The 19,681-nt window shown below is 60.6% G+C and carries 22 protein-coding genes; 11 read left to right on the forward strand and 11 right to left on the reverse strand.

The features are described 5' to 3' along the window. The first annotated feature begins 71 nt into the window (after nt 1–71). The 4 genes from uvrB (at nt 72) to GVL52_RS20585 (ending at nt 3,845) form a co-directional block, all read left to right on the forward strand. Nucleotides 72–3,068 carry an excinuclease ABC subunit UvrB gene (uvrB, locus tag GVL52_RS20570; RefSeq protein ID WP_160010586.1) on the forward strand — a complete coding sequence of 999 codons (2,997 nt, stop codon included), beginning with the start codon at nt 72–74 and terminating at the stop codon, nt 3,066–3,068. Nucleotides 3,069–3,134: 66 nt separating this feature from the next. Beyond that, nucleotides 3,135–3,380: a CopG family ribbon-helix-helix protein gene (locus GVL52_RS20575; protein ID WP_160010587.1), complete on the forward strand. Its 246-nt coding sequence runs from the start codon at nt 3,135–3,137 to the stop codon at nt 3,378–3,380. Continuing rightward, complete coding sequence (locus tag GVL52_RS20580) at nt 3,380–3,667, forward strand: type II toxin-antitoxin system RelE/ParE family toxin (protein WP_160010588.1); 288 nt, start codon at nt 3,380–3,382, stop codon at nt 3,665–3,667. Before GVL52_RS20575 ends, GVL52_RS20580 begins: the two co-directional genes overlap by 1 nt. After that, nucleotides 3,636–3,845 (forward strand): hypothetical protein, encoded by a 210-nt coding sequence (locus tag GVL52_RS20585; protein WP_160010589.1) that lies wholly within the window; start codon nt 3,636–3,638, stop codon nt 3,843–3,845. Before GVL52_RS20580 ends, GVL52_RS20585 begins: the two co-directional genes overlap by 32 nt. Before the next feature lie 39 nt (nt 3,846–3,884). Here GVL52_RS20585 and GVL52_RS20590 read toward each other — a convergent pair whose 3' ends face one another. Together GVL52_RS20590 and GVL52_RS20595 are read right to left on the reverse strand one after the other, a co-directional pair. Continuing rightward, nucleotides 3,885–4,763 carry an SIR2 family protein gene (locus GVL52_RS20590; protein WP_160010590.1) on the reverse strand — a complete coding sequence of 293 codons (879 nt, stop codon included), beginning with the start codon at nt 4,761–4,763 and terminating at the stop codon, nt 3,885–3,887. A gap of 3 nt (nt 4,764–4,766) precedes the next feature. Then, complete coding sequence (locus tag GVL52_RS20595) at nt 4,767–5,873, reverse strand: ParA family protein (RefSeq protein ID WP_280179112.1); 1,107 nt, start codon at nt 5,871–5,873, stop codon at nt 4,767–4,769. Nucleotides 5,874–6,093: 220 nt separating this feature from the next. Between GVL52_RS20595 and GVL52_RS20600 the strand changes: the two genes are divergently transcribed. Together GVL52_RS20600 and GVL52_RS20605 are read left to right on the forward strand one after the other, a co-directional pair. After that, nucleotides 6,094–6,318, forward strand: a complete 225-nt coding sequence (locus tag GVL52_RS20600; protein WP_160010591.1) for a hypothetical protein — start codon at nt 6,094–6,096, stop codon at nt 6,316–6,318. Between the two features lie 446 nt (nt 6,319–6,764). Beyond that, on the forward strand, nt 6,765–6,977 hold the full coding sequence (locus GVL52_RS20605; protein ID WP_027511931.1) for a cold-shock protein: 213 nt from the start codon (nt 6,765–6,767) through the stop codon (nt 6,975–6,977). A gap of 90 nt (nt 6,978–7,067) precedes the next feature. On the opposite strand, the gene dusA is transcribed toward GVL52_RS20605, so the two are convergent. Further along, nucleotides 7,068–8,111 (reverse strand): tRNA dihydrouridine(20/20a) synthase DusA, encoded by a 1,044-nt coding sequence (gene dusA, locus GVL52_RS20610; protein ID WP_160010727.1) that lies wholly within the window; start codon nt 8,109–8,111, stop codon nt 7,068–7,070. Nucleotides 8,112–8,291: 180 nt separating this feature from the next. Between dusA and GVL52_RS20615 the strand changes: the two genes are divergently transcribed. Together GVL52_RS20615 and GVL52_RS20620 are read left to right on the forward strand one after the other, a co-directional pair. After that, entirely contained in the window at nt 8,292–8,993 is a 702-nt protein-coding gene (locus GVL52_RS20615; protein ID WP_160010593.1) for a fumarylacetoacetate hydrolase family protein, read from the forward strand. Nucleotides 8,994–9,029: 36 nt separating this feature from the next. Next, on the forward strand, nt 9,030–9,560 hold the full coding sequence (locus tag GVL52_RS20620) for a gamma carbonic anhydrase family protein (RefSeq protein WP_160010595.1): 531 nt from the start codon (nt 9,030–9,032) through the stop codon (nt 9,558–9,560). On the opposite strand, the gene GVL52_RS20625 is transcribed toward GVL52_RS20620, so the two are convergent. From GVL52_RS20625 to GVL52_RS20635, 3 genes are read right to left on the reverse strand one after another with little or no spacing between them, the layout of a single operon-like run. Continuing rightward, entirely contained in the window at nt 9,561–9,959 is a 399-nt protein-coding gene (locus tag GVL52_RS20625) for a Fur family transcriptional regulator (protein ID WP_160010597.1), read from the reverse strand. Beyond that, nucleotides 9,956–10,774, reverse strand: coding sequence for a zinc ABC transporter permease subunit ZnuB (gene znuB / locus GVL52_RS20630; protein ID WP_160010599.1), 819 nt, complete (start codon nt 10,772–10,774; stop codon nt 9,956–9,958). Before znuB ends, GVL52_RS20625 begins: the two co-directional genes overlap by 4 nt. After that, on the reverse strand, nt 10,767–11,711 hold the full coding sequence (locus tag GVL52_RS20635; RefSeq protein WP_200847867.1) for a metal ABC transporter ATP-binding protein: 945 nt from the start codon (nt 11,709–11,711) through the stop codon (nt 10,767–10,769). Before GVL52_RS20635 ends, znuB begins: the two co-directional genes overlap by 8 nt. Nucleotides 11,712–11,812: 101 nt before the next feature. Here GVL52_RS20635 and GVL52_RS20640 point away from each other — a divergent pair, with 101 nt between their 5' ends. The 3 genes from GVL52_RS20640 to GVL52_RS30455 all read left to right on the forward strand — a co-directional run bounded on the left by GVL52_RS20640 (nt 11,813) and on the right by GVL52_RS30455 (nt 14,297). After that, nucleotides 11,813–12,829 (forward strand): zinc ABC transporter substrate-binding protein, encoded by a 1,017-nt coding sequence (locus GVL52_RS20640; RefSeq protein WP_160010603.1) that lies wholly within the window; start codon nt 11,813–11,815, stop codon nt 12,827–12,829. Nucleotides 12,830–12,921: 92 nt separating this feature from the next. Next, nucleotides 12,922–14,127, forward strand: a complete 1,206-nt coding sequence (locus GVL52_RS20645; RefSeq protein WP_160010604.1) for a GTP-binding protein — start codon at nt 12,922–12,924, stop codon at nt 14,125–14,127. Further along, nucleotides 14,124–14,297 (forward strand): hypothetical protein, encoded by a 174-nt coding sequence (locus tag GVL52_RS30455; protein ID WP_200847868.1) that lies wholly within the window; start codon nt 14,124–14,126, stop codon nt 14,295–14,297. Before GVL52_RS20645 ends, GVL52_RS30455 begins: the two co-directional genes overlap by 4 nt. A 48-nt stretch (nt 14,298–14,345) precedes the next feature. Here the strand turns inward: GVL52_RS30455 and GVL52_RS20650 are convergent, their stop codons facing one another. The 5 genes from GVL52_RS20650 to GVL52_RS20670 form a co-directional block, all read right to left on the reverse strand. After that, the gene (locus tag GVL52_RS20650; protein ID WP_160010605.1) at nt 14,346–14,660 is read right to left on the reverse strand and encodes an RcnB family protein; all 315 of its coding nucleotides are present in this window, start codon (nt 14,658–14,660) and stop codon (nt 14,346–14,348) included. A 162-nt stretch (nt 14,661–14,822) separates the two neighbouring features. Next, the gene (locus GVL52_RS20655) at nt 14,823–16,436 is read right to left on the reverse strand and encodes a glycoside hydrolase family 43 protein (protein WP_160010606.1); all 1,614 of its coding nucleotides are present in this window, start codon (nt 16,434–16,436) and stop codon (nt 14,823–14,825) included. 91 nt (nt 16,437–16,527) lie between these two features. Next, a complete protein-coding gene (mgrA, locus tag GVL52_RS20660; RefSeq protein WP_160010607.1) occupies nt 16,528–17,556 on the reverse strand; it encodes an L-glyceraldehyde 3-phosphate reductase in 1,029 nt (342 codons plus the stop codon). A 192-nt stretch (nt 17,557–17,748) separates the two neighbouring features. Next, a complete protein-coding gene (locus GVL52_RS20665; RefSeq protein ID WP_160010608.1) occupies nt 17,749–18,882 on the reverse strand; it encodes a Gfo/Idh/MocA family protein in 1,134 nt (377 codons plus the stop codon). Between the two features lie 8 nt (nt 18,883–18,890). After that, nucleotides 18,891–19,652, reverse strand: a complete 762-nt coding sequence (locus tag GVL52_RS20670) for a sugar phosphate isomerase/epimerase (protein ID WP_160010609.1) — start codon at nt 19,650–19,652, stop codon at nt 18,891–18,893. Nucleotides 19,653–19,681 lie beyond the last annotated feature (29 nt).

Genomic DNA, 19,681 nt, shown 5'->3' on the forward strand with positions numbered 1-19,681 from the left:
CAAACAAATCCGTTTCCCTTTTGTACTCTTACCCTCTTCCATTTCGCGCTGACTCTCTCCATATTCCGGCGATGGCCAAATCTCCGAAAAAGTCCCCCGTCCCCCATGGTTTCGAGGAAGCTCCCCAATCTGCATTCGAAGGCGCGCCGCTGGAGGGCAGCGTCTCCGACTGGGTGAAGCAGCTGGAGGCCGATGCGGAAGCATCCGGCGTTGAGACCCAGCGGCAGATCGCCTCGAAAGCCGGCAAGCACCGCAAGAAGGTGGAGATCGCCGCCTCCAAATCCGCGCGCGGCACCTCGATGGGCGGCTCCACCGACCCGAAGACCCGCGCCGCCGCCGGCCTCAACCCGGTCTCGGGCATGGACACCACGCTGGAGGAAGCCGCCGAGCTGAAGGCGGGCACCGCGGTCACAGCCACGGTCGAGGCGCTGTCGGCGCTGATCGAGAGCGGCAATCCGCTGTTCAAGGACGGCAAGATGTGGACGCCGCACCGTCCGGCGCGGCCGCCGAAATCCGAAGGCGGCATCGAGATCCGCATGGTCTCCGACTATTCACCGGCCGGTGACCAGCCCGCCGCCATCAAGGACCTCGTCGAGGGGCTGGAGAATGGCGACCGCAGCCAGGTGCTGCTCGGCGTCACCGGCTCCGGCAAGACGTTCACCATGGCCAAGGTGATCGAGGCGACGCAGCGCCCGGCCGTCATCCTGGCGCCGAACAAGACGCTGGCCGCCCAGCTCTATTCCGAGTTCAAGAACTTCTTCCCCGACAATGCGGTCGAGTATTTCGTCTCCTACTACGATTACTACCAGCCGGAAGCCTATGTGCCGCGCTCCGATACCTTCATCGAGAAGGAGAGTTCGATCAACGAGCAGATCGACCGGATGCGCCACTCGGCCACCCGCTCGCTGCTGGAGCGCGACGACTGCATCATCGTCGCCTCGGTCTCCTGCATCTACGGTATCGGCTCGGTCGAGACCTACACGGCGATGACCTTCCAGATGACCGTCGGCGACCGGCTGGACCAGCGCCAGCTGCTCGCCGATCTGGTCGCCCAGCAATACAAGCGCCAGGACATCAATTTCGTCCGCGGCTCTTTTCGCGTCCGCGGCGATACCATCGAGCTGTTCCCGGCCCACTTGGAAGACGCCGCCTGGCGCATCAGCATGTTCGGCGACGAGATCGACAGCATCACCGAGTTCGACCCGCTGACTGGCCAGAAGACCGGCGACCTGAAATCGGTAAAAATCTACGCCAACAGCCACTATGTCACCCCGCGCCCGACGCTGAACGGCGCCATCAAGTCGATCAAGGAAGAGCTGCGCCTGCGCCTCACCGAGCTCGAAAAGGCCGGCCGCCTGCTGGAAGCCCAGCGGCTGGAGCAGCGCACCCGCTACGATATCGAGATGCTCGAGGCCACAGGCTCCTGCGCCGGCATCGAGAACTATTCGCGCTACCTCACCGGCCGCACCCCCGGCGAGCCGCCGCCGACTTTGTTCGAATACATCCCCGACAACGCCCTTTTGTTCATCGACGAAAGCCACGTCACCGTGCCGCAGATCGGCGGCATGTACCGGGGCGACTTCAGGCGCAAGGCGACGCTGGCCGAATACGGCTTCCGCCTGCCGTCCTGCATGGACAACCGGCCGCTGCGCTTCGAGGAATGGGACGCGATGCGCCCGGATACCGTCGCCGTCTCCGCCACCCCGGGCGGCTGGGAAATGGATCAGTCCGGCGGCGTCTTCGCCGAACAGGTGATCCGCCCGACCGGCCTGATCGACCCGCCGGTCGAAGTCCGCTCGGCCCGCAGCCAGGTCGACGACGTGCTCGGCGAAATCCGCGAGACCGCCGCCAAGGGCTACCGCACCCTCGTCACCGTGCTGACCAAGCGCATGGCCGAGGACCTGACCGAATATCTGCACGAGCAGGGTGTGCGCGTCCGCTACATGCACTCGGACATCGACACGCTGGAGCGCATCGAGATCATCCGCGATCTACGCCTCGGCGCCTTCGACGTCCTCGTCGGCATCAACCTTTTGCGCGAAGGCCTCGACATTCCCGAATGCGGCTTCGTCGCCATCCTCGACGCCGACAAGGAAGGTTTCTTGCGCTCGGAAACGTCCCTTGTTCAGACCATCGGGCGTGCGGCCAGAAACGTCGACGGCAAGGTCATCCTCTATGCCGACAACATCACCGGCTCGATGAAGAGGGCGATGGAGGAAACCACCCGCCGCCGCGAGCGGCAGGTGGCCTACAACACCGAGCACGGTATCACCCCGGAATCGGTCAAGGCGAAGATCTCTGACATCCTCGACAGCGTCTACGAGCGCGACCACGTCCGCGCCGACATCTCCGGCGCCTCGGGCAAGGGCTTCGCGGACGGCGGCAATCTCGTCGGCGGCAACCTGCAGACCCATCTCAACGCGCTGGAGAAATCCATGCGCGATGCTGCGGCGGATCTGGACTTCGAAAAAGCCGCCCGCCTGCGCGACGAAATCAAACGCCTCAAGGCCACCGAACTCGCCATCATGGACGACCCGATGGCCCGCGAGGAATCCAAGGCGATGGAAGGCATCAAGCGCAACGCCAAGGCGACAAAGGAATCCCTCAAGCCGGCGGCAACCGCCAAAGACTCCCTCCCCCCTGTGGGGAGGGTTGGGGAGGGGAAAACCACGACTTCGGAGCCCACCTCCCTCTTCGCCAAACCCGACCTCGACAACATGGGCCCCGGCACAGACACCGCCATTCCGTCACGGGCGCCGCTGTTCCGCCGCAACGACCTCGACGAAATGACCGTCGGCCGCACCGAAAAACCGCTGACCGGCGCCCTGCCCGACAAGCCGGATGCAGCCAAGAGCAGCAAGCGCTTCTCGCCGCTGCTCGACGGCCAGCCGGAGATCGGCGAAGGGGTCCCCGTCAGCGACGACGCAAGGAGGAGCTTAAGGACGGGGCAGGCAGACGACCCGCGCCCGCTGGTTCGCGGCAAGGCAGGCGTCGGCAGCTACGAGGATGCCGGTGACGTGAAGCGGCAGAAGCGCACCAAGGGCAAGACCGGGCGGCCGGGGCGGTAGGCGGGGCAAACGCCAACTTGACGCCAACGGCGAAACTTCCATAATCGCCTGAACCGGAGGTTCTCTATGAACGCGATTACCGTCCATCTTCCTGACGAAACCGTCGCTCGGCTTGCTCGCTTGGCCGACAGGCTGTCAAAGCCGGCCGACGACGTCGCGGCCGATGCCATTGAGGATTTCCTTGCCCGTGAGGAATGGCAAATGGCCGAAATAGAGGCCGGTCTTGCCGAAGCCGATCGGGGAGAATTTGCACCTGCCGACGAGGTGAATGCGGTTTTCGCCAGCTATGGCGTGACGACACGCGGCGCTTGATGCCGCCGATCCGCTATACAAGGCGGGCGCTCCGCAGTCTGCGGCACATCGGGGAATGGATCGGCCGGGACAATCCGACGGCTGCTCGGGGCGTACTTGTTCGACTTGCGGCGGCCATTGATCTCCTGTGTGATCAGCCTGACATGGGACGTCCCGGCCGTATCAAGGGCACGCGGGAACTGGCGCTGGCGGATATTCCGTACATTGTGGCTTATCGGCTCAACGCCAGACACGTCGAGATCATCGCCGTTTTCCATGCGGCGCAACGATGGCCGGACAGGATGTAGGCCCAAGGGCACCAGACGCTTCTCGCCACGGCTCGGCGGCCAGCCTGACATCGGCGAAGGCCGCGACGACCCGCGCCCGCTGGTCCGCGGCAAGGCGGGCGTCGGAAGCTACGAGGATGCCGGTGACGTGAAGCGGCAGAAGCGCACCAAGGGCAAGACCGGGCGGCCGGGGCGGTAATACGTTAATATTAAATCGGCAAGAATAAAACATAATCCGCTAAAGTGAATTTTCTACTTTCATGCTTGCGTAAATCTCATTGCGTCTCTTAGCCATTTGCGTCGAAAGCTCTGTTATCAAGGCAGGTAATTTCGCGTGATCACCTCCTGAATAATAAGTGATTGACACGAGTTTCCTGAGTCGCTTGTTGATCTCCATTACTTTCTCAGACTTGCCTTCTGGGACAAAAATGTAATGCGACCGCGACTTACCGTACTTAAAAGAATACTCTTCCATCAATGATATTATTGCGGGATCATCCATCGAAAAGCCCACGAACAAAAATGTATAGTTAAGGAGAAGACTGTCGATAAAATCTGTATATATGGGGTTTGCAAAGGCAGATTTTATGTACTGCGAACGCGAAAAAACGACATTATCCGCATCATCGGTGCTGCCATGTATTTTTATTATATATCGTCGAGAGTAATCCTTCAAAGCTGAGAAAGCCCTGTCTGGAATTCCTGTCAAAACAATAGGATAGTGAGTTGACGTGCCGAACTTATTCTCCCACGCAGCCTCCAAAAGCTTATCGAAATTTGTGGTGAGAACAATTCTCTGATCGAGCGATATTAACGCCTTATGCAGCTGAGAAGGTTCAGCTGCTTGACCGTACTCCGCCATAATCAAGCGCGGCCAATTATCAGCATGTATTCCTTGCAGCATCTCACAAGCAAGAAGATAGTCACGCTCATCGATCATCTTGTTAATATCTACGGCGACAGCAGATTCTATACCATCACATGCATCTCTCAGAAAAGTGTGCCATCCCTTCATCCGCTGGCCTGCGCGCGTCAACGCACTTGACGAGACGCCCGCACCCAAAAAAAGCACGACCTTCTGCCTAGCAAGATCATCAACGAGATCAATATTGAACATGCTCTATGCTGCAACAAGGTTTCGAAGAAAATTCGTGGCGATATCCCGATAGAGCTCTCTCGCTTGCTTGCGTAGCTGAATATAGCTTCCACCAGCAGCTACGTTGAACAGCGGCGTATTTTGACTTTGCGACATTGGAGCCAGGCTACCCAGATGTCGAATTTCGCCGAGATGTGGATCAATTCGACCGTCATCATAAAAAGAAGCTAAACTCTTCTTTATCTCTGCAGGGATGTTCTTGTTTATTTCTTGATACGCTAGGACGATCTTCTTAACTGATCCACCAACATCGCCATTTTCAACGAATCCGCTTTTGCTCGCAGCTGCTCCACGCTCTTTGTGCTGTTGCGTAACATAACCCAAAAATTTCAACTTCTCCCGACGCTCCACATCGGGCAATTCACTTGGGTCTTCTGCAATACCTAGTCCCGACTTGAGCTCTCGCTGCCACACAGCCACAGTTTGACCAATGTTACGTATTGCCCAGATCGAGAATATATCGATTGCCATTGGCACCACAAAAAAATCTACAGCCAATAGTATTGACCGGTTTATGGCACCCAGCGACGGCCCCATATCAAAAAGTACAAAATCATACTTTAGCTTGTTTGCTTTGCTCAAAAGGTCCAAAAATACAAATGTCGTTTGCAAACCTCTCATGCCGCCGGCCTTAGCATCCCGCCAATCTTGAGCGAGCAAGTCCTCTTGCAAAGCAAGCCGAGGATCTCCGATAACTAAATCAAATCCGAATTTTTCAGGCTTAACGACCGGTATCTCAGAACTATAACCTTTTCCAAGCGCAAGGGGTCGGATAATGCTATAAACAGATGCTGGGTCAGCACTCGAATATATCTCAAGAGACTTTTCTTCTCCCAAAGCGTATTGAGTTAGATTACATTGTGGATCGCAGTCCACTAAGAGTACTTTAGCTCCAAAATCCAAGGCAAGTTGAGCGCCGAGATTGGCGACGAGAGTTGTCTTCCCGACACCTCCTTTGTTATTGAAAAAGCAAATTGCTTTAGAGCCGCCAGCCTTGGCCTCGTTGAAAACGTTAGTCTGGTCCATAGTAAGTGGTAATCCGGTTGCGACGCGCCGCTGCCCCTTAGCCATCCTCAAAATCCCCTTCAAATTTCTCGTTATTGCTGCATTTATAATCGATACAATCAATACGGAATTGCGTCTATCCACAGCTACTTCTGGAGGAAGAATTTAACAACTTCAAGAGGATGGCGCGATTGTCATCGGGTTGACTGCAGCCGCCCCGCCCGCGTTAAACTTGCGGCAACGCCTGCATGGCATATCTCAATCGACGACGCGGAAGAGGAAACACATGGCACTGGTCGGCTTCAGGAACACCCACAATCACACCATCTACATCAACCCGGCGCAGGTGCTCTACGTCTCGACCTTCGAGGAAGACGTCACCGTCATCGCCTATGCCGTCACCGATGCCTCCGGCAAGCCGGTCGTCTCCTATGTCCGCGGTAGCGCCGACATGGTGCAGCACAAGCTCTCCGGCGGAGCCACGGCCGCCGCCGCCCGCCAGGCCGGCTGAGGGGCCGGTTGAGGGGCTGGCCAAAGGGGCTGGGTCGCTGCCTCGCTGGTTGGCTATCGAGCCGTTCTTTTGCGGCACGCAATCCCGATCTGGCACGGTTGCAGGCGGCGGCAGCTACCATTCGTCAAGTGCTTGAATCCTTGGCTATTCCGCGGTTGTGGCCGCGAATGCAGCAATAATCGCGCTTGCATTTCGCTCCGTTTACTGGCACCAATCTTGTACTCGGGCATTTGCATGCCGGTGACTGGACTGATGTGGCTAAGCCTTCCGGTCGGAAGGTGTCGTGGGGGGACCTCACGTGCGTAGACGTTCTTTCCCCGTTCGTGAACTACTCGACTGACCTTTCGCGCGCTGAGTTAAGATGAGGGGGCGCGACGGTGAAAGCCGTTCATTTCCTTTTGGGGGGGTGGATATCAGACAGACGACAGGGAAAAGGACCTATCCCAATGGCCACCAAAGGCATCGTAAAATTCTTCAACCAGGACAAGGGTTTTGGTTTCATCACGCCTGACGGCGGCGCGAAGGACGTGTTCGTCCACATCTCCGCCCTCCAGGCATCCGGCATCCAGTCGCTCCGCGAAGGCCAGCAGGTAACCTTCGACACCGAGCCGGATCGCATGGGCAAGGGCCCGAAGGCCGTCAACATCTCGGCCAACTAATTCAGTTTCTGCCCTCGGCAGAGATGCGAACGGCGCTCTAGACGGGCGCCGTTTTTTGTTTGTGGCGTGGTGGAGCTTGCGGAAAGCCCCTCAGGCCCCGACCGCCTCCTGCACCGTAGTAATATCTCCCGCGGAAAAATCCACCACCGCAAACGCCGCCGCAATCACCTCCGGCCCGGCGCCCGGCTTCACCGCATCGGTCGACAGCACCTGCCGGTAGCGCCGCGCGCCCGGCAGTCCGGTGAACAGCCCGACCATATGCCGCGCCACCTGCTGCAGCCGCCCGCCGGCCGCGATGTGGCGCGCGGCATAGTCCATCATCCGATCGCGCAACCCGTCCCAATCCGCCTCGCTCTGCGCCTCACCGAAGAACCGGTGATCGACATCGGCGAGCACGCCGGCATTCTGGTAAGCGGCACGCCCGAGCATGACACCGTCGACGTGGCGCAGATGTTCCGCCGCCTGGTCCAGCGTCTGGATGCCGCCATTGATGCCGATGAACACGTCGGGCCGCGCCTGCTTCATCCGGTAGACGATCTCGTAGTCGAGCGGCGGGATCTCGCGGTTCTCCTTCGGCGACAGTCCCTTCAGCCAGGCCTTGCGCGCATGAATCCAGATCGCATCGGCCCCGGCATCGAGCACCCGGTCGAGCAACTCGGGCAAGGCCAGCTCAGGCTCCTGCTCGTCCACCCCGATCCGGCACTTGACGGTAACAGGCAGGGAGGTCACCGCCTTCATCGCCGCAACACACGCCGCCACCGTCTCCGGCGTCAGCATCAGGCAGACACCAAACGTTCCCGACTGCACCCTGTCGGAGGGGCAGCCGACATTGAGGTTGATCTCGTCGTAGCCATAGGGCGCGGCGATCTCCACCGCCTTCACCAGTTTGTCCGGGTCCGAGCCGCCAAGCTGCAGCGCCACCGGATGCTCGGCGGTATCGAACGACAGCAACCGCTCGCGCGGCCCATGGATAATCGCATCGGCCACCACCATTTCGGTGTAGAGCAGCGCATGCTGGCTGATCTGCCGGTGGAAGTACCGACAATGGCGATCGGTCCAGTCGATCATCGGCGCGACCGCGAACACGGGTCGGCCGGTTTTCAGCGCCTCGGTGTATAAGTGAGATCTGGTCATGTCGGCGCTCATAGCGCAATGCGCGGAAAAACGCCAGTTTCGAAGGCGCAGGGCAGCAATGCCGGATTGGTGCCCGAAGCAGAGGGCGGAAACACCGCGCCAGCACCGAACGGCGCTTTCCCCGCCTCGCCGTTTGCGGCTAAGATGGCCGGACTCACGGAAACAGCAAGAGCATCATATATGTCCGCCCTAACCACTGCCACCGTCATCCCCCTTCCCACACCTGTCCTCCTGCCTGTCGAAGGCACGGCCGATCGGTTTCCCGTGCGCCGCGTCTATTGCGTCGGCCGCAACTATGCCGACCACGCCATCGAGATGGGGCATGACCCGAGCCGCGAGGCGCCGTTCTTCTTCCAGAAGAACGCTGATAACCTTCTGGCCGACGGCAAGGACTTCCCCTACCCGCCGCTTTCGAACGACGTGCATTTCGAAGTCGAATGCGTGCTGGCGCTGAAATCGGGCGGCCAGGACATCGCGCTCGAAAATGCGCTGGACTGCGTCTACGGTTATGCCGTCGGCATCGATTTCACTCGCCGCGACCTGCAGGCCGACGCCAAGAAGCTCGGCCGCCCGTGGGAACTGGCAAAGGCGTTCGAATATTCCGCCCCGGTCTCCTCGATCGTACCGGCGGACAAGCTTGGCCACCCCACATCGGGCGGCATCTGGCTGGAGCTCAACGGCAAGCGCGTCCAGGATGGCGATCTCAACCAGATGATCTGGAAGGTGCCTGAAATCATCGCCGAACTATCGAAGCTGTTCATCCTCGCGCCCGGCGATGTGATCATGACCGGCACACCGGCCGGCGTCGGTGCTGTCAAGCGCGGCGATCATATCGATTGTGGCATCGATGGCGTCGCCAAGCTGTCGATCAACGTCGCCTGAGGGTAGCCAAGGGTTGGGATGAAACGGGAGAACACCATGCCGATCTACGCCCTTGGTGGCCACGCACCCGATCTGCCTGCATCCGGCACCTACTGGATCGCGCCGGATGCGCATGTGATCGGCAAGGTCGTGCTCGGCGCCGATGTCGGCATCTGGTTCGGATCTGTGCTGCGCGGCGACAATGAAGCGATCACCGTCGGCAAGGCGTCGAACATCCAGGAAGGCGCCATGCTGCACACCGATCCCGGTCACCCGGTCATAATCGGCGAAGGCTGCACCATCGGCCACCACGCCATCGTCCACGGCTGCAGCATCGGCAACAACTCGCTGGTCGGCATGGGCGCCACCATCCTCAACGGCGCAAAAATCGGCAACAACTGCCTGGTGGGCGCCAACGCGCTAGTCACCGAAGGCAAGCAATTTCCCGACAATTCGCTGATCGTCGGCTCGCCGGCCCGCGTCGTCAGGACGCTGGATGATCAGGCAATCGAAGGGCTGAAACGGTCGGCGGCAAACTACGTCGCCAACTGGCAGCGTTTTGCCCGTGATCTCAAGCGGCTGGATTGATCAGGCAGCACACGCCTCGCAAAGCCCGCGGATCTCGATCGTCGTCTTCTCGGCTTTGAACTTCTTGCCCCGCGTCCAGTCCATCAGCCGGTGATCGACCTCGTGGTCGTGGAACTCCATCACCTGGCTGCAGCTCTCGCAGATGGCGAAGGCGACGATGCCGTGGCTGTGGCAATTCTCGCCGGGGTGGGCACAGGCGACGAAGGAGTTGATGCTTTCGAGCCGGTGGACGACGCCATATTCGAGCAGCTTCTCCAGCGCCCGATAGACCTGCAGCGGTGCACGAAAACCGTGGTCGCGCAGCTTGTCGAGAATGGTGTAGGCGCTGAGCGGCCCGTCGGCCTTTTCGAGAACATCGAAGACAAGCGCCTGGTTCTTGGTCAATGCTGGTGCGCTCATGAGCCTTGTCCTTCCGTGACTGCCTGCCCCCGCCCGCGCTTCGGCAGCAGGCTGAGAATGAAGAGTATCAGTGCCGCGACCACGATCGACGGGCCGGATGGCGTGTCGTAGGTCAGCGAGCCGAACAAACCGCCGACGACGGCGACAGCCCCGATCAGCGAGGCGAACACCGCCATGACCTCGGGCGTCGAGGCAAACCGGCGGGCGGCCGCGGCCGGGATGATCAGCAGCGAGGTGATCAGCATGATGCCGACGATCTTCATGGCAATGGCGATGACGACGGCCATCAGCAGCATGAAAAACAGCCGCGCCCGCTCCGGATGCAACCCCTCGGCCTCGGCCAGTTCGGGATTGACGGTGGAGGCGAGCAGCGGCCGCCACAGCCAGGCGATCGCCGCCAGCACGAAGATGCCGCCGCCCCAGATGAAGGCGATGTCGGTCTTCGATACCGCGAGGATATCGCCGAACAGGAAGGCGATCAGGTCGATCCGCACCCAGCTCATGAAGGCGACCATGACAAGGCCGATCGCCAGCGTCGCATGCGAGAGAATGCCGAGCAGCGCATCGGCCGACAGCGCCTGCCGCTTCTGCAGCGCCAGCAACAGGATCGACACCGTGGCCGCAACCGCAAACACCGAAAGCGTCAGATTGAATTGCATCAGCAGCGACAGCGCCACGCCGAGCAGCGCGGAGTGCGCGATGGTATCGCCGAAATAGGCCATGCGCCGCCAGATGATGAAGCAGCCGAGCGGCCCCGTCGTCAGCGCCAGACCAACGCCGGCAAGGATGGCGCGGACGAAGAAATCGTCAAACATGCCGCTCTCCCGCCGGATGCGCATGCCCGTGCTCTTCCGCTGAACTATGATGATGGGCATGATCGTGCGGTGTGTGGGAATGATCATGCGAACTGTGATCATGCGCATGGTGACCATGATCGGCATGATCATGGTGATGACCATCATCCGGGTGGCAATGATCCGTCACCGAACCATCGGAATGCATCACGCGGCCATCAGGGAGATGGGTATGATCATGGTCATGACTGTAGACGGCAAGCGATTGCGCCGCGCGACTGCCGAACAGCCGGACGTATTCGGCGCTCCGGCTCACCGCCTGCGGCGTGCCGCGGCAGCAGACATGGCCGTTGAGGCAGATGACGGTATCGGTCGCCGCCATCACCACATGCAGATCGTGCGAGATCAGCAGGATGCCGCAGCCCGTCGTGTTGCGGATCGACTTGATCAGGTCGTAGATGGCGATCTCGCCGGAGAAGTCGACACCCTGCACCGGTTCGTCGAGCACCAGCAGATCAGGCTTACGGGCAATCGCGCGAGCCATCAGCGCCCGCTGGAATTCACCACCGGAGAGATGCTGCACCTCGGCATCAGGCATGTGCGCGAGACCGACGGCCTCAAGCGCCTCCGTCATATCGCCAGCGGCCAGCGGCCCGGTCAGCGTCATCAGCCGGCGTACCGTCAACGGCAGCGTCCAGTCGATCGAAAGCTTCTGCGGGACATAGCCGACCTTCAGGCCGGCGGAGCGCGTCACCTTGCCCTCGTCGGGCTTCATCACACCGATCGCGGTCTTCACCGTCGTCGACTTGCCGGAGCCATTCGGCCCGATCAGCGTGACGATCTCGCCGCGCGAGACCGAAAAATCCACTCCGCGCACCAGCCAGCGGCCGTTGCGACGAACACCGACATTGGAAAGCGAGACAAGCGGTTTCGCCTCGGAATTTGCGGGTAATGGCATCATTTTTCCGAAAGTGCTGTTGCGCCCTGCTATCGCACACGTTATAGCATAACGCAATTGATGTAATAACATAACAGACGCAATTCAAGCGGAGCATACAGATGAAACTCGCGATGGGCCTTGGCCTCGCAATCCCGGCCCTGCTTTTTGCCGGCACCGCCAGAAGCGCCGACGCCCCTGTCGTCGTCACCTCGATCAAGCCGGTCCATTCGCTGGTTTCCGCGATCATGCAGGGGGTCGGCAAGCCGGAACTGATCGTCGATGGTGCCGCCTCACCGCACACCTACACGATGAAACCCTCGAACGCCTCGGCGCTGCAGAACGCCGCCGTGGTGTTCTGGGTTGGCCCCGGGCTCGAAGCCTTCCTTGAGAAGCCGCTGGAAGCGCTCGGAACCGATGCCAGCATTGCCGAACTCGACAAGGCGCCCGGTCTCACCAAGCTGAAGTTCCGCGAGGGCGGCGCATTCGAAGCGCATGACGACGGCGATGAGCACGATGCCCACGACCATGCAAATCAGGCAGATGACCACGACCACGCTGAAAAGGCAGGCGATCATCATGATCACGCCGGTGAAGACCATAATTACGACCATGGCGCCTTCGACACCCATCTCTGGCTCGATCCGATGAATGCCAAGGCGATGGCCACCGAGATCACCACGACGCTGGTTGCCGCCGATCCGGCCAATGCCCTCACCTACCAGGCCAATGCCAAGACGCTGGACGACAAGCTCGATGCGCTGGATACGGAAATCGCCGCCATCGTGTCACCGGTAAAGGACAAGCCCTTCGTCGTCTTCCACGACGCCTACCAGTATTTCGAACATCGCTACAAGGTCCGCGTCGCCGGCTCGATCACCGTCAGCCCGGAGACCATCCCGGGTGCCGAACGCATCTCCGAAATCCACAAGAAGGTCGGCGACCTCGGTGCGACCTGCGTCTTCGCCGAACCACAATTCCAGCCGCGCCTCGTCGATGTCGTGCTTGAAGGCACCAAGGCAAAGGCCGGCGTGCTCGATCCGGAAGCGGCAACGCTGGATGCCGGCCCTGATCTCTACTTCACGCTGATGCGCGGCATCGCCAACAGCATGAAGGATTGCCTGTCGCGCGAGAGCTGAGGCCGGCAGTAACGCAATTCGGAAAGGCGGGCTCGAAGTCCGCTTTTTTCATCACCATCAATGTAATAGTATAACATTAAATGGAAAGCATCATGACGAAGAAGCTCCCCGTCACCGTCCTCTCCGGCTTCCTCGGCGCCGGCAAGACAACGCTGCTCAATCACATACTGGCCAATCGCCAGGGATTGCGTGTCGCGGTCATCGTTAACGACATGAGCGAGGTCAATATCGACGCGGCGCTGGTCCGCGACGGCGGGGCCAACCTGTCGCGCACCGACGAGGCGCTGGTCGAGATGACCAATGGCTGCATCTGCTGCACGCTCCGCGACGACCTGTTGAAGGAAGTCCGCCAACTCGCCGAGCAGGGCCGCTTCGATTACCTGCTGATCGAATCGACAGGCATTGCCGAACCGCTCCCCGTTGCCACCACTTTCGAGTTCCGCGACGAGGACGGCCGGAGCCTGTCTGATATTGCAGCACTCGACACCATGGTCACAGTCGTTGATGCCGCCGGCCTGCTCGCAGATTATGCCTCGACCGACTTTCTGGGCGACCGCGGCGAGACAGCAGGCGATGGCGACAACCGCACGGTGATTGACCTCCTGGTCGAGCAGATCGAATTTGCCGACGTCGTCGTGCTCAACAAGATCGGCACAGCCACCGAAGCGCAGCGCATAGCTGCGCGCCAGATCGTCGTTGGCCTCAATCCCGATGCCCGGCTGATCGAGGTCGATTTCGGTGAGGTCAAGTTGCACCAAGTGCTCGGCACCGGCCTGTTCGATATCGACAAGGCCGAAACCCACCCGCTCTGGTACAAGGAGATGCACGGCTTCGCAGACCATATCCCGGAGACCGAGGAATACGGCATCCGCTCCTTCGTCTACCGCGAGAAGCGCCCCTTCGATCCCGCAAAACTGCAGCAGTTCTTCGACACCGCCTGGCCCGGCGTCGTCCGCGCCAAGGGTTTCTTCTGGCTCGCCACCCGCCCCGATCATGTCGGTGAGGTCAGCCAGGCCGGCGCCATCCTGCGCACCAGCCGGATGGGCACCTGGTGGTCGGCCGTGCCGCGCGAGCGCTGGCCAGACGATCAGCGCTTCATCACGTCGATCTCGCCCTACCTCGATCCCGTCTGGGGCGACCGCCGCCAGGAGATCGTCTTCATCGGCGCCGACCCGATGGACGAGCGCTGGGTCCGCAGGCATCTCGATGCATGCCTGATCGACGCCACCGCCTTCGCCCCGGAGAAATGGCGCAGTATGCCGGATCCGTTTACGCGGTGGGGAGATCGGGCCGCATGAAAGCACCGGCGATCAGGAGCTACCGCTGCATCTGCGAGGAATGCGAGCCGCTGCCGCCGATCGAAGGCCTGACGGCACCGGTGGCCAAAGAGCCGACGCCGGCCGCAAAGGGCGTCCTCAGAAAGCTGACGCTACGGCTGGCACGCAGCAGAGGAGACAATGACGCATGAGAAAGGGCGGTCGAAGCCGCCCCTTTCCCTCAATCGTGCCGTGATCGATCAGCGACCGGTGATGACGTTGGAAATCACACCACCTGCAATGCTGATCATCAGATAGTCGTTGTTGACCTGCACCCAGCGATAGCCGCGCGGCGGAGGCGCCAGGCGGTAGCGGCGGTAATCCTTGACGTCGCGCATGTTGCGGCGTTCGGCAGCGCTCATGCGATGGCCGCGGCTCCACTTGTACTTGGTAACGTGAACATCGCGCTCGACGACGACAGGACGGCGATGATCCTGTGCGCTGGCCTCGGTCGCTGCAACCAAAGGCGCGGCCAGGAATGATGCAGACAGGAGAACGGCGAAGATCTTTTTCATTGGGGTTTCCTCGTATTGAACACACCCCGAACCTAGACCTGAAATGATGAACCGAAACTGAAAGTTAAATTAAACATCCGTAATGAAAACACATACTTATAAGCATATATTATATCAGAGGATGCGACATCGCCCGTAACGGCAGGCGATGTCGCCGATGCCTCACAACTCCTCGTAGTTGAACCAGTCGAAGTCGGCCGTCTTGGCGCGCCCCGATGTATCGAAGGCGAAAACGCCGGCAAAGGCGCCGGTAAACGACCCATGCTCGCCACGTCCGCCCTCGTCGGAAACCACGCCGGCGTCGAGCACCGGACCGATCGGCTGCCATGCCCCCTTGCCTTCCGTCTGCCAGAAGAACTGCAGATCGTTATCGCGGATCTCCATCGAAAGCTGCACCCGACCCCCGGCCGGAAGCGCCACGCCGCTGCCTGCGGGAAAACTCAGGCGGCTGTTCGGATAATCGCCGTCGCAGGAGAGAATGGTAACGCAGCGCCCGAGCGTCTCATGCAGCGTCACCGCCACGGCATGGAACTTGTGCCGGTTATAATAATGCGTCAGCCCGGCGACCTGCTGGTAGGTATCGGGATCGAACTCGACGACCGTCTCCGCCCTGAAACTATGATGCTCCTGCCGCCGCGCCACCAGCGCCTGCTCGAACCAGGAGCCGACGCTCTCGCGGGCGATCAGCCGGAGATGGCCGGGGCGGTCGGTGAGATTGAAGATCCGCTCGGACCTCGGCGTCCGCAGCCACTGAAAATCGGCCGGCAATCGGCCGCCGTCGAAGCTGTACTCGCTGCGCACCGGCTTCTCGACCGCCACGGCACCGTGCAGTCCCGGAACGGTGACATCGGGAACCATCGTGCCATTCTCGAGATAGAGCCAGCCGTCGTCCTTCCAGACGCACTTCTGCAGGCTGGTTTCGCGCCCCAGCGTACAGCGCCGCTTCGGCGGCATCGGTCGGCCGCAGAGATGGGTGTGATAGACCTGCCCGTCCGGCGTCTCGACATACTGCCCGTGCCCTGCCCGCTGCAGGATGGCGTCGGGATGATCCTTTGATGTGATCAGATGGATGTTCGGATGCATCTCGTACGGTCCGTCGATCGCCCGCGACCGTGCCATGGTCACCGCGTGATTGTAGCCGGTGCCGCCCTCGGCCGTGGTGAGATAGTAGTAACCGTTGCGCTTGAACAGATGCGCTCCCTCGACCAGCCCGAGCGGGCTGCCTGCGAAAATGTTCTTGATCGGCCCCTTCAGAGACTGTGTGGCTGCGTCCCATTCCTGCAGCAAAATACCATCGAAGGCCGGCGATTTCGGTGCGCCGCCAAAACTCTCGGTACGGTGGTTCCACTGCATGTTCATGAACCACTTGCGGCCATCATCGTCGTGAAACAGCGAGGGATCGAAGCCGGAAGAGTTCACATAGATGGGCTCGGACCATTCGCCCTCGATTGTAGGCGACGTCACGATGTAATTATGCGCATCCTTGAAATTGCCGTCCAGGCGCTTGACGTCGGTATAAACCAGCCAGAACAGCCCGTCGGCATGGGAGAGACACGGCGCCCAGACGCCGCAACTGTCGGGATTGCCGCGCATGTCGAGTTGCGATTGCCGCTCAAGCGGCCGCCTGACCAGCGTCCAGTTCACCAGATCGCGCGAGTGGTGGATCTGCACCCCCGGATACCATTCGAAGGTCGAGGTCGCGATATAGTGGTCGTCGCCGACGCGACAGATCGACGGATCGGGATTGAACCCCGGCAGAATAGGATTGCGTATCATGGTGACATCTCCTCCCGTGCAGATGTTGGGCCGCACGCACGTCAAACAAGATAGAGAAACGCCCGGGAGATCGTTCCGGGCGTGATTGTGATCAGATTTCCGCCGACTTGGCCCAGAGATTGATATCGGCCTCCCGGGCGTAGACATCGATCTCCTGCAACTCGTCAGCCGTGAACGTCAGATTGTCGAGCGCCTTGACGCAATCGACGATCTGCGAGGAACGGCTGGCGCCGATCAACGCCGAAGTCACGCGGTCGCCGCGCAGCACCCAGGCAATCGCCATCTGCGCCAGCGTCTGGCCGCGCTTTTCGGCAATCTCGTTGAGCTTGCGGATGTTGTCGATGATCGAGGGACGGATGAAGTCCTTCTTCAGGAAGTGGTTCTGCGCCGCACGGCTATCCTCAGGGATGCCGCCGAGATACTTGGTGGTCAGCATGCCCTGCGCCAGCGGCGAGAACACGATGGAGCCCATGCCGACCTCGTCGAGCGTATCGAGCAGCTTGTCGTCCTCGACCCAGCGGTTGAGCATCGAATAGCTCGGCTGGTGGATCAGGCAGGGCGTGCCGAGATCCTTGAGGATCGCCGCCGCTTCGCGCGTGCGCTGCGAGTTGTAGGACGAGATCCCGACATAGAGCGCCCGGCCGGAACGAACGATATGATCGAGCGCGCCGCAGGTCTCTTCCAGCGGCGTATCCGGGTCGAAACGGTGCGAGTAGAAGATATCGACATAGTCGAGGCCCATGCGCTTCAGGCTTTGATCGCACGATGCAATCATGTACTTGCGGCCGCCCCACTCGCCGTAGGGACCCGGCCACATGTCATAGCCGGCCTTGGACGAGATGATCAGTTCGTCGCGCAGGCCCGCAAATTCCGTGCGCATGATTTCGCCAAAGGCAATCTCGGCGCTACCAGGAGGCGGGCCGTAATTGTTGGCGAGGTCGAAATGGGTGATGCCGAGGTCGAACGCCGTACGGCACATATCGACCTTGCGCTCATGCGGCGTGTCACCGCCGAAATTATGCCAGAGGCCGAGCGACACGGCCGGCAGCTTCAGGCCCGAACGGCCGGTGCGATTGTATTTCATTTTTGAGTATCGGTCGGAAGCCGGTTGCCAACTCATAATATCTCTCCCAGTCCAAAATGCGCTCGCGAGCCGCTTGTAGCCGCCAAACCGGCGCTCGTGGCGGTCTCCCGAACGCTGAAAATTCTCCCGTCATGCTCGGCACAAAAGCAGAGCATGACGGACGTAGCGGAGTAGACGGCTGTCCTGCAAGCCCGAAGCAAAGAAATTGCTCCGGGCTCACCGGTGGACTTACTTCAGCAGCGCCTGCGCCTCTTCGATGCCGAGGGCTGCCGGCTGCGTGCAAGTCGTCGTCAGCTCGATGAAGCGGCCTTCTTCGCCCGACTTCAGGATCGAAGTCATGACATCGACGCCGTGCAGCGTGCGGTCGAGCGAGCAACGCGCATCGCGCCCCTCGATGATCGCCATCGCCATGTCGGCGAGACCGGCGGTGCGGTAGTTGGCGCGCGGTCCCTGCGGGCTCTCCTGGTTGGAGATCCCGAACGGATGCTCCCAGCCATCGAGCGGCTTGATCTCCTTGTCGCGACCGCTGGCCTCGACAACGCCGCCGAAGAAGTTCGGATCCGGCACGTAGAGCGAACCATCGGTGCCGTAGAGCTCCATGTTGGCGTGGCGGTGAGACCACACATCCCAGCTCGCCGTCAGCGTCACCGTCGCGCCGTTGACGAATTCGAGGATCGCCTGGATCGTCGTCGGCGTCTTCACCGGAATGGTCTCGCCATTGCGCGGCGCGCTGGTGATGGTACGGGTTTCCGATGCCATCGAGGTCATGGCGCCGACCCGCTTCACCGGACCGATCAGGTTGATCAGGTTGGCGATGTAGTAAGGGCCGAGATCGAGGATCGGGCCGCCGCCGGGCAGGAAGAAGAAGTCCGGGTTCGGATGCCACATTTCCATGCCCGGGCTCATGACGTAGCAAGCGCCTGACGTGACGCGGCCAATACCGCCCTCGTCGATATACTTGCGGGCCAGCTGGTGCGCGCCGCCGAGAAAGGTGTCAGGCGCGCACCCGACGGACAGCTTCTTTGCCGTGGCAATGCTGCGCAGTTCCTCACCCTGCTCAAGAGTGAGAACCAGCGGCTTTTCAGAATAGACGTGCTTGCCGGCTTCGAGGATCGACTTCGAAACGGGAAAATGCGCGTCCGGGATGGTCAGGTTGACGACCACGTCGATCTCGTCATTGGCGAGGAGATCTTCGATCGTCTGTGCCTTGACGCCGTATTCCGCAGCGCGGGCTTCGGCCGCCTGCATGTTGAGATCGGCGCAAGCCAGAACTTTCAGCCCCTTGAACAACGGCGAAAGCGAGAAGTAGGTGGTGGAGATGTTGCCGCATCCGATGATGCCGACGCCAAGTTCCTTGGTCATGATGTGCCTCAGTAGGTCTTGAAGGAAGCGATCGAGCGGGCAATCAGGCGATCGATATCGGCCGGATTGTCATGCTCTACGACGAAATGCTTGGTCTTCGTGCCCTTGAGCGCCGAAATCAGCTTCGGCCAGTCAAGCGTGCCGTGACCGACGTCGGCCCAGCCGTCTTCGTTCTTGCTCTCGCCGGCAGGCGCAATGTCCTTGACGTGGACGGCGGTGATGCGGGAGCCGAGTTTCTCGATCCAGGCCAGAGGATCGGCACCACCGCGCACCACCCAGGCGATATCCGCTTCCCAGGAAATATCAGGCGCGCCTTCGAAGATCCGCTCGATCGGCAGCGAACCATCGGCGAGCTTGACGAATTCGAAGTCGTGATTGTGCCAGCCGAACTCGTAGCCGGCATCCTTGTAGGGCTTGCTCATCTCCTGCAGGCGCTTGCCGAATGCCAGCCAACCGGCACCATCGGTCGGGCGCTCGTCGGCGGCCAGGTGCGGCGCATAGATCGAATCCATGCCGAGCACCTTGGCGATGTTGAGCGACTTCGCGACCTGACCATCGAGGAAATCAGGGCTGAAATGGCCGGTCGCCATCACAAGGCCGTTCCTGTCGAGATCGGCGCGAAGACTGTTCAGCCCGGCATCGTCGAGATCGGCATAAATGCCGCCAAAGCCTTCGACCTCCTGGTAGCCGGCCTTGCCGAGCTTTTCGAAGATTGCCGAATAGGGCTGGAAATTGCGGGCGCTATAAAGCTGGAAACTCAGTTTCGTCATAATATCCTCCTCGGGCCTCGTGCCCATTG

Source organism: Rhizobium sp. 18055 (genome assembly GCF_902706285.1).
GTDB lineage: Bacteria > Pseudomonadota > Alphaproteobacteria > Rhizobiales > Rhizobiaceae > Rhizobium.

Coding starts and splice junctions, on each gene's coding strand:
- uvrB (WP_160010586.1), top strand. CDS start 72: ATGGCCAAATCTCCGAAAAAGTCCCCCGTCCCCCATGGTTTCGAGGAA.
- GVL52_RS20575 (WP_160010587.1), top strand. CDS start 3,135: ATGAACGCGATTACCGTCCATCTTCCTGACGAAACCGTCGCTCGGCTT.
- GVL52_RS20580 (WP_160010588.1), top strand. CDS start 3,380: ATGCCGCCGATCCGCTATACAAGGCGGGCGCTCCGCAGTCTGCGGCAC.
- GVL52_RS20585 (WP_160010589.1), top strand. CDS start 3,636: ATGCGGCGCAACGATGGCCGGACAGGATGTAGGCCCAAGGGCACCAGA.
- GVL52_RS20590 (WP_160010590.1), bottom strand. CDS start 4,763: ATGTTCAATATTGATCTCGTTGATGATCTTGCTAGGCAGAAGGTCGTG.
- GVL52_RS20595 (WP_280179112.1), bottom strand. CDS start 5,873: ATGGCTAAGGGGCAGCGGCGCGTCGCAACCGGATTACCACTTACTATG.
- GVL52_RS20600 (WP_160010591.1), top strand. CDS start 6,094: ATGGCACTGGTCGGCTTCAGGAACACCCACAATCACACCATCTACATC.
- GVL52_RS20605 (WP_027511931.1), top strand. CDS start 6,765: ATGGCCACCAAAGGCATCGTAAAATTCTTCAACCAGGACAAGGGTTTT.
- dusA (WP_160010727.1), bottom strand. CDS start 8,111: ATGACCAGATCTCACTTATACACCGAGGCGCTGAAAACCGGCCGACCC.
- GVL52_RS20615 (WP_160010593.1), top strand. CDS start 8,292: ATGTCCGCCCTAACCACTGCCACCGTCATCCCCCTTCCCACACCTGTC.
- GVL52_RS20620 (WP_160010595.1), top strand. CDS start 9,030: ATGCCGATCTACGCCCTTGGTGGCCACGCACCCGATCTGCCTGCATCC.
- GVL52_RS20625 (WP_160010597.1), bottom strand. CDS start 9,959: ATGAGCGCACCAGCATTGACCAAGAACCAGGCGCTTGTCTTCGATGTT.
- znuB (WP_160010599.1), bottom strand. CDS start 10,774: ATGTTTGACGATTTCTTCGTCCGCGCCATCCTTGCCGGCGTTGGTCTG.
- GVL52_RS20635 (WP_200847867.1), bottom strand. CDS start 11,711: ATGCCATTACCCGCAAATTCCGAGGCGAAACCGCTTGTCTCGCTTTCC.
- GVL52_RS20640 (WP_160010603.1), top strand. CDS start 11,813: ATGAAACTCGCGATGGGCCTTGGCCTCGCAATCCCGGCCCTGCTTTTT.
- GVL52_RS20645 (WP_160010604.1), top strand. CDS start 12,922: ATGACGAAGAAGCTCCCCGTCACCGTCCTCTCCGGCTTCCTCGGCGCC.
- GVL52_RS30455 (WP_200847868.1), top strand. CDS start 14,124: ATGAAAGCACCGGCGATCAGGAGCTACCGCTGCATCTGCGAGGAATGC.
- GVL52_RS20650 (WP_160010605.1), bottom strand. CDS start 14,660: ATGAAAAAGATCTTCGCCGTTCTCCTGTCTGCATCATTCCTGGCCGCG.
- GVL52_RS20655 (WP_160010606.1), bottom strand. CDS start 16,436: ATGATACGCAATCCTATTCTGCCGGGGTTCAATCCCGATCCGTCGATC.
- mgrA (WP_160010607.1), bottom strand. CDS start 17,556: ATGAGTTGGCAACCGGCTTCCGACCGATACTCAAAAATGAAATACAAT.
- GVL52_RS20665 (WP_160010608.1), bottom strand. CDS start 18,882: ATGACCAAGGAACTTGGCGTCGGCATCATCGGATGCGGCAACATCTCC.
- GVL52_RS20670 (WP_160010609.1), bottom strand. CDS start 19,652: ATGACGAAACTGAGTTTCCAGCTTTATAGCGCCCGCAATTTCCAGCCC.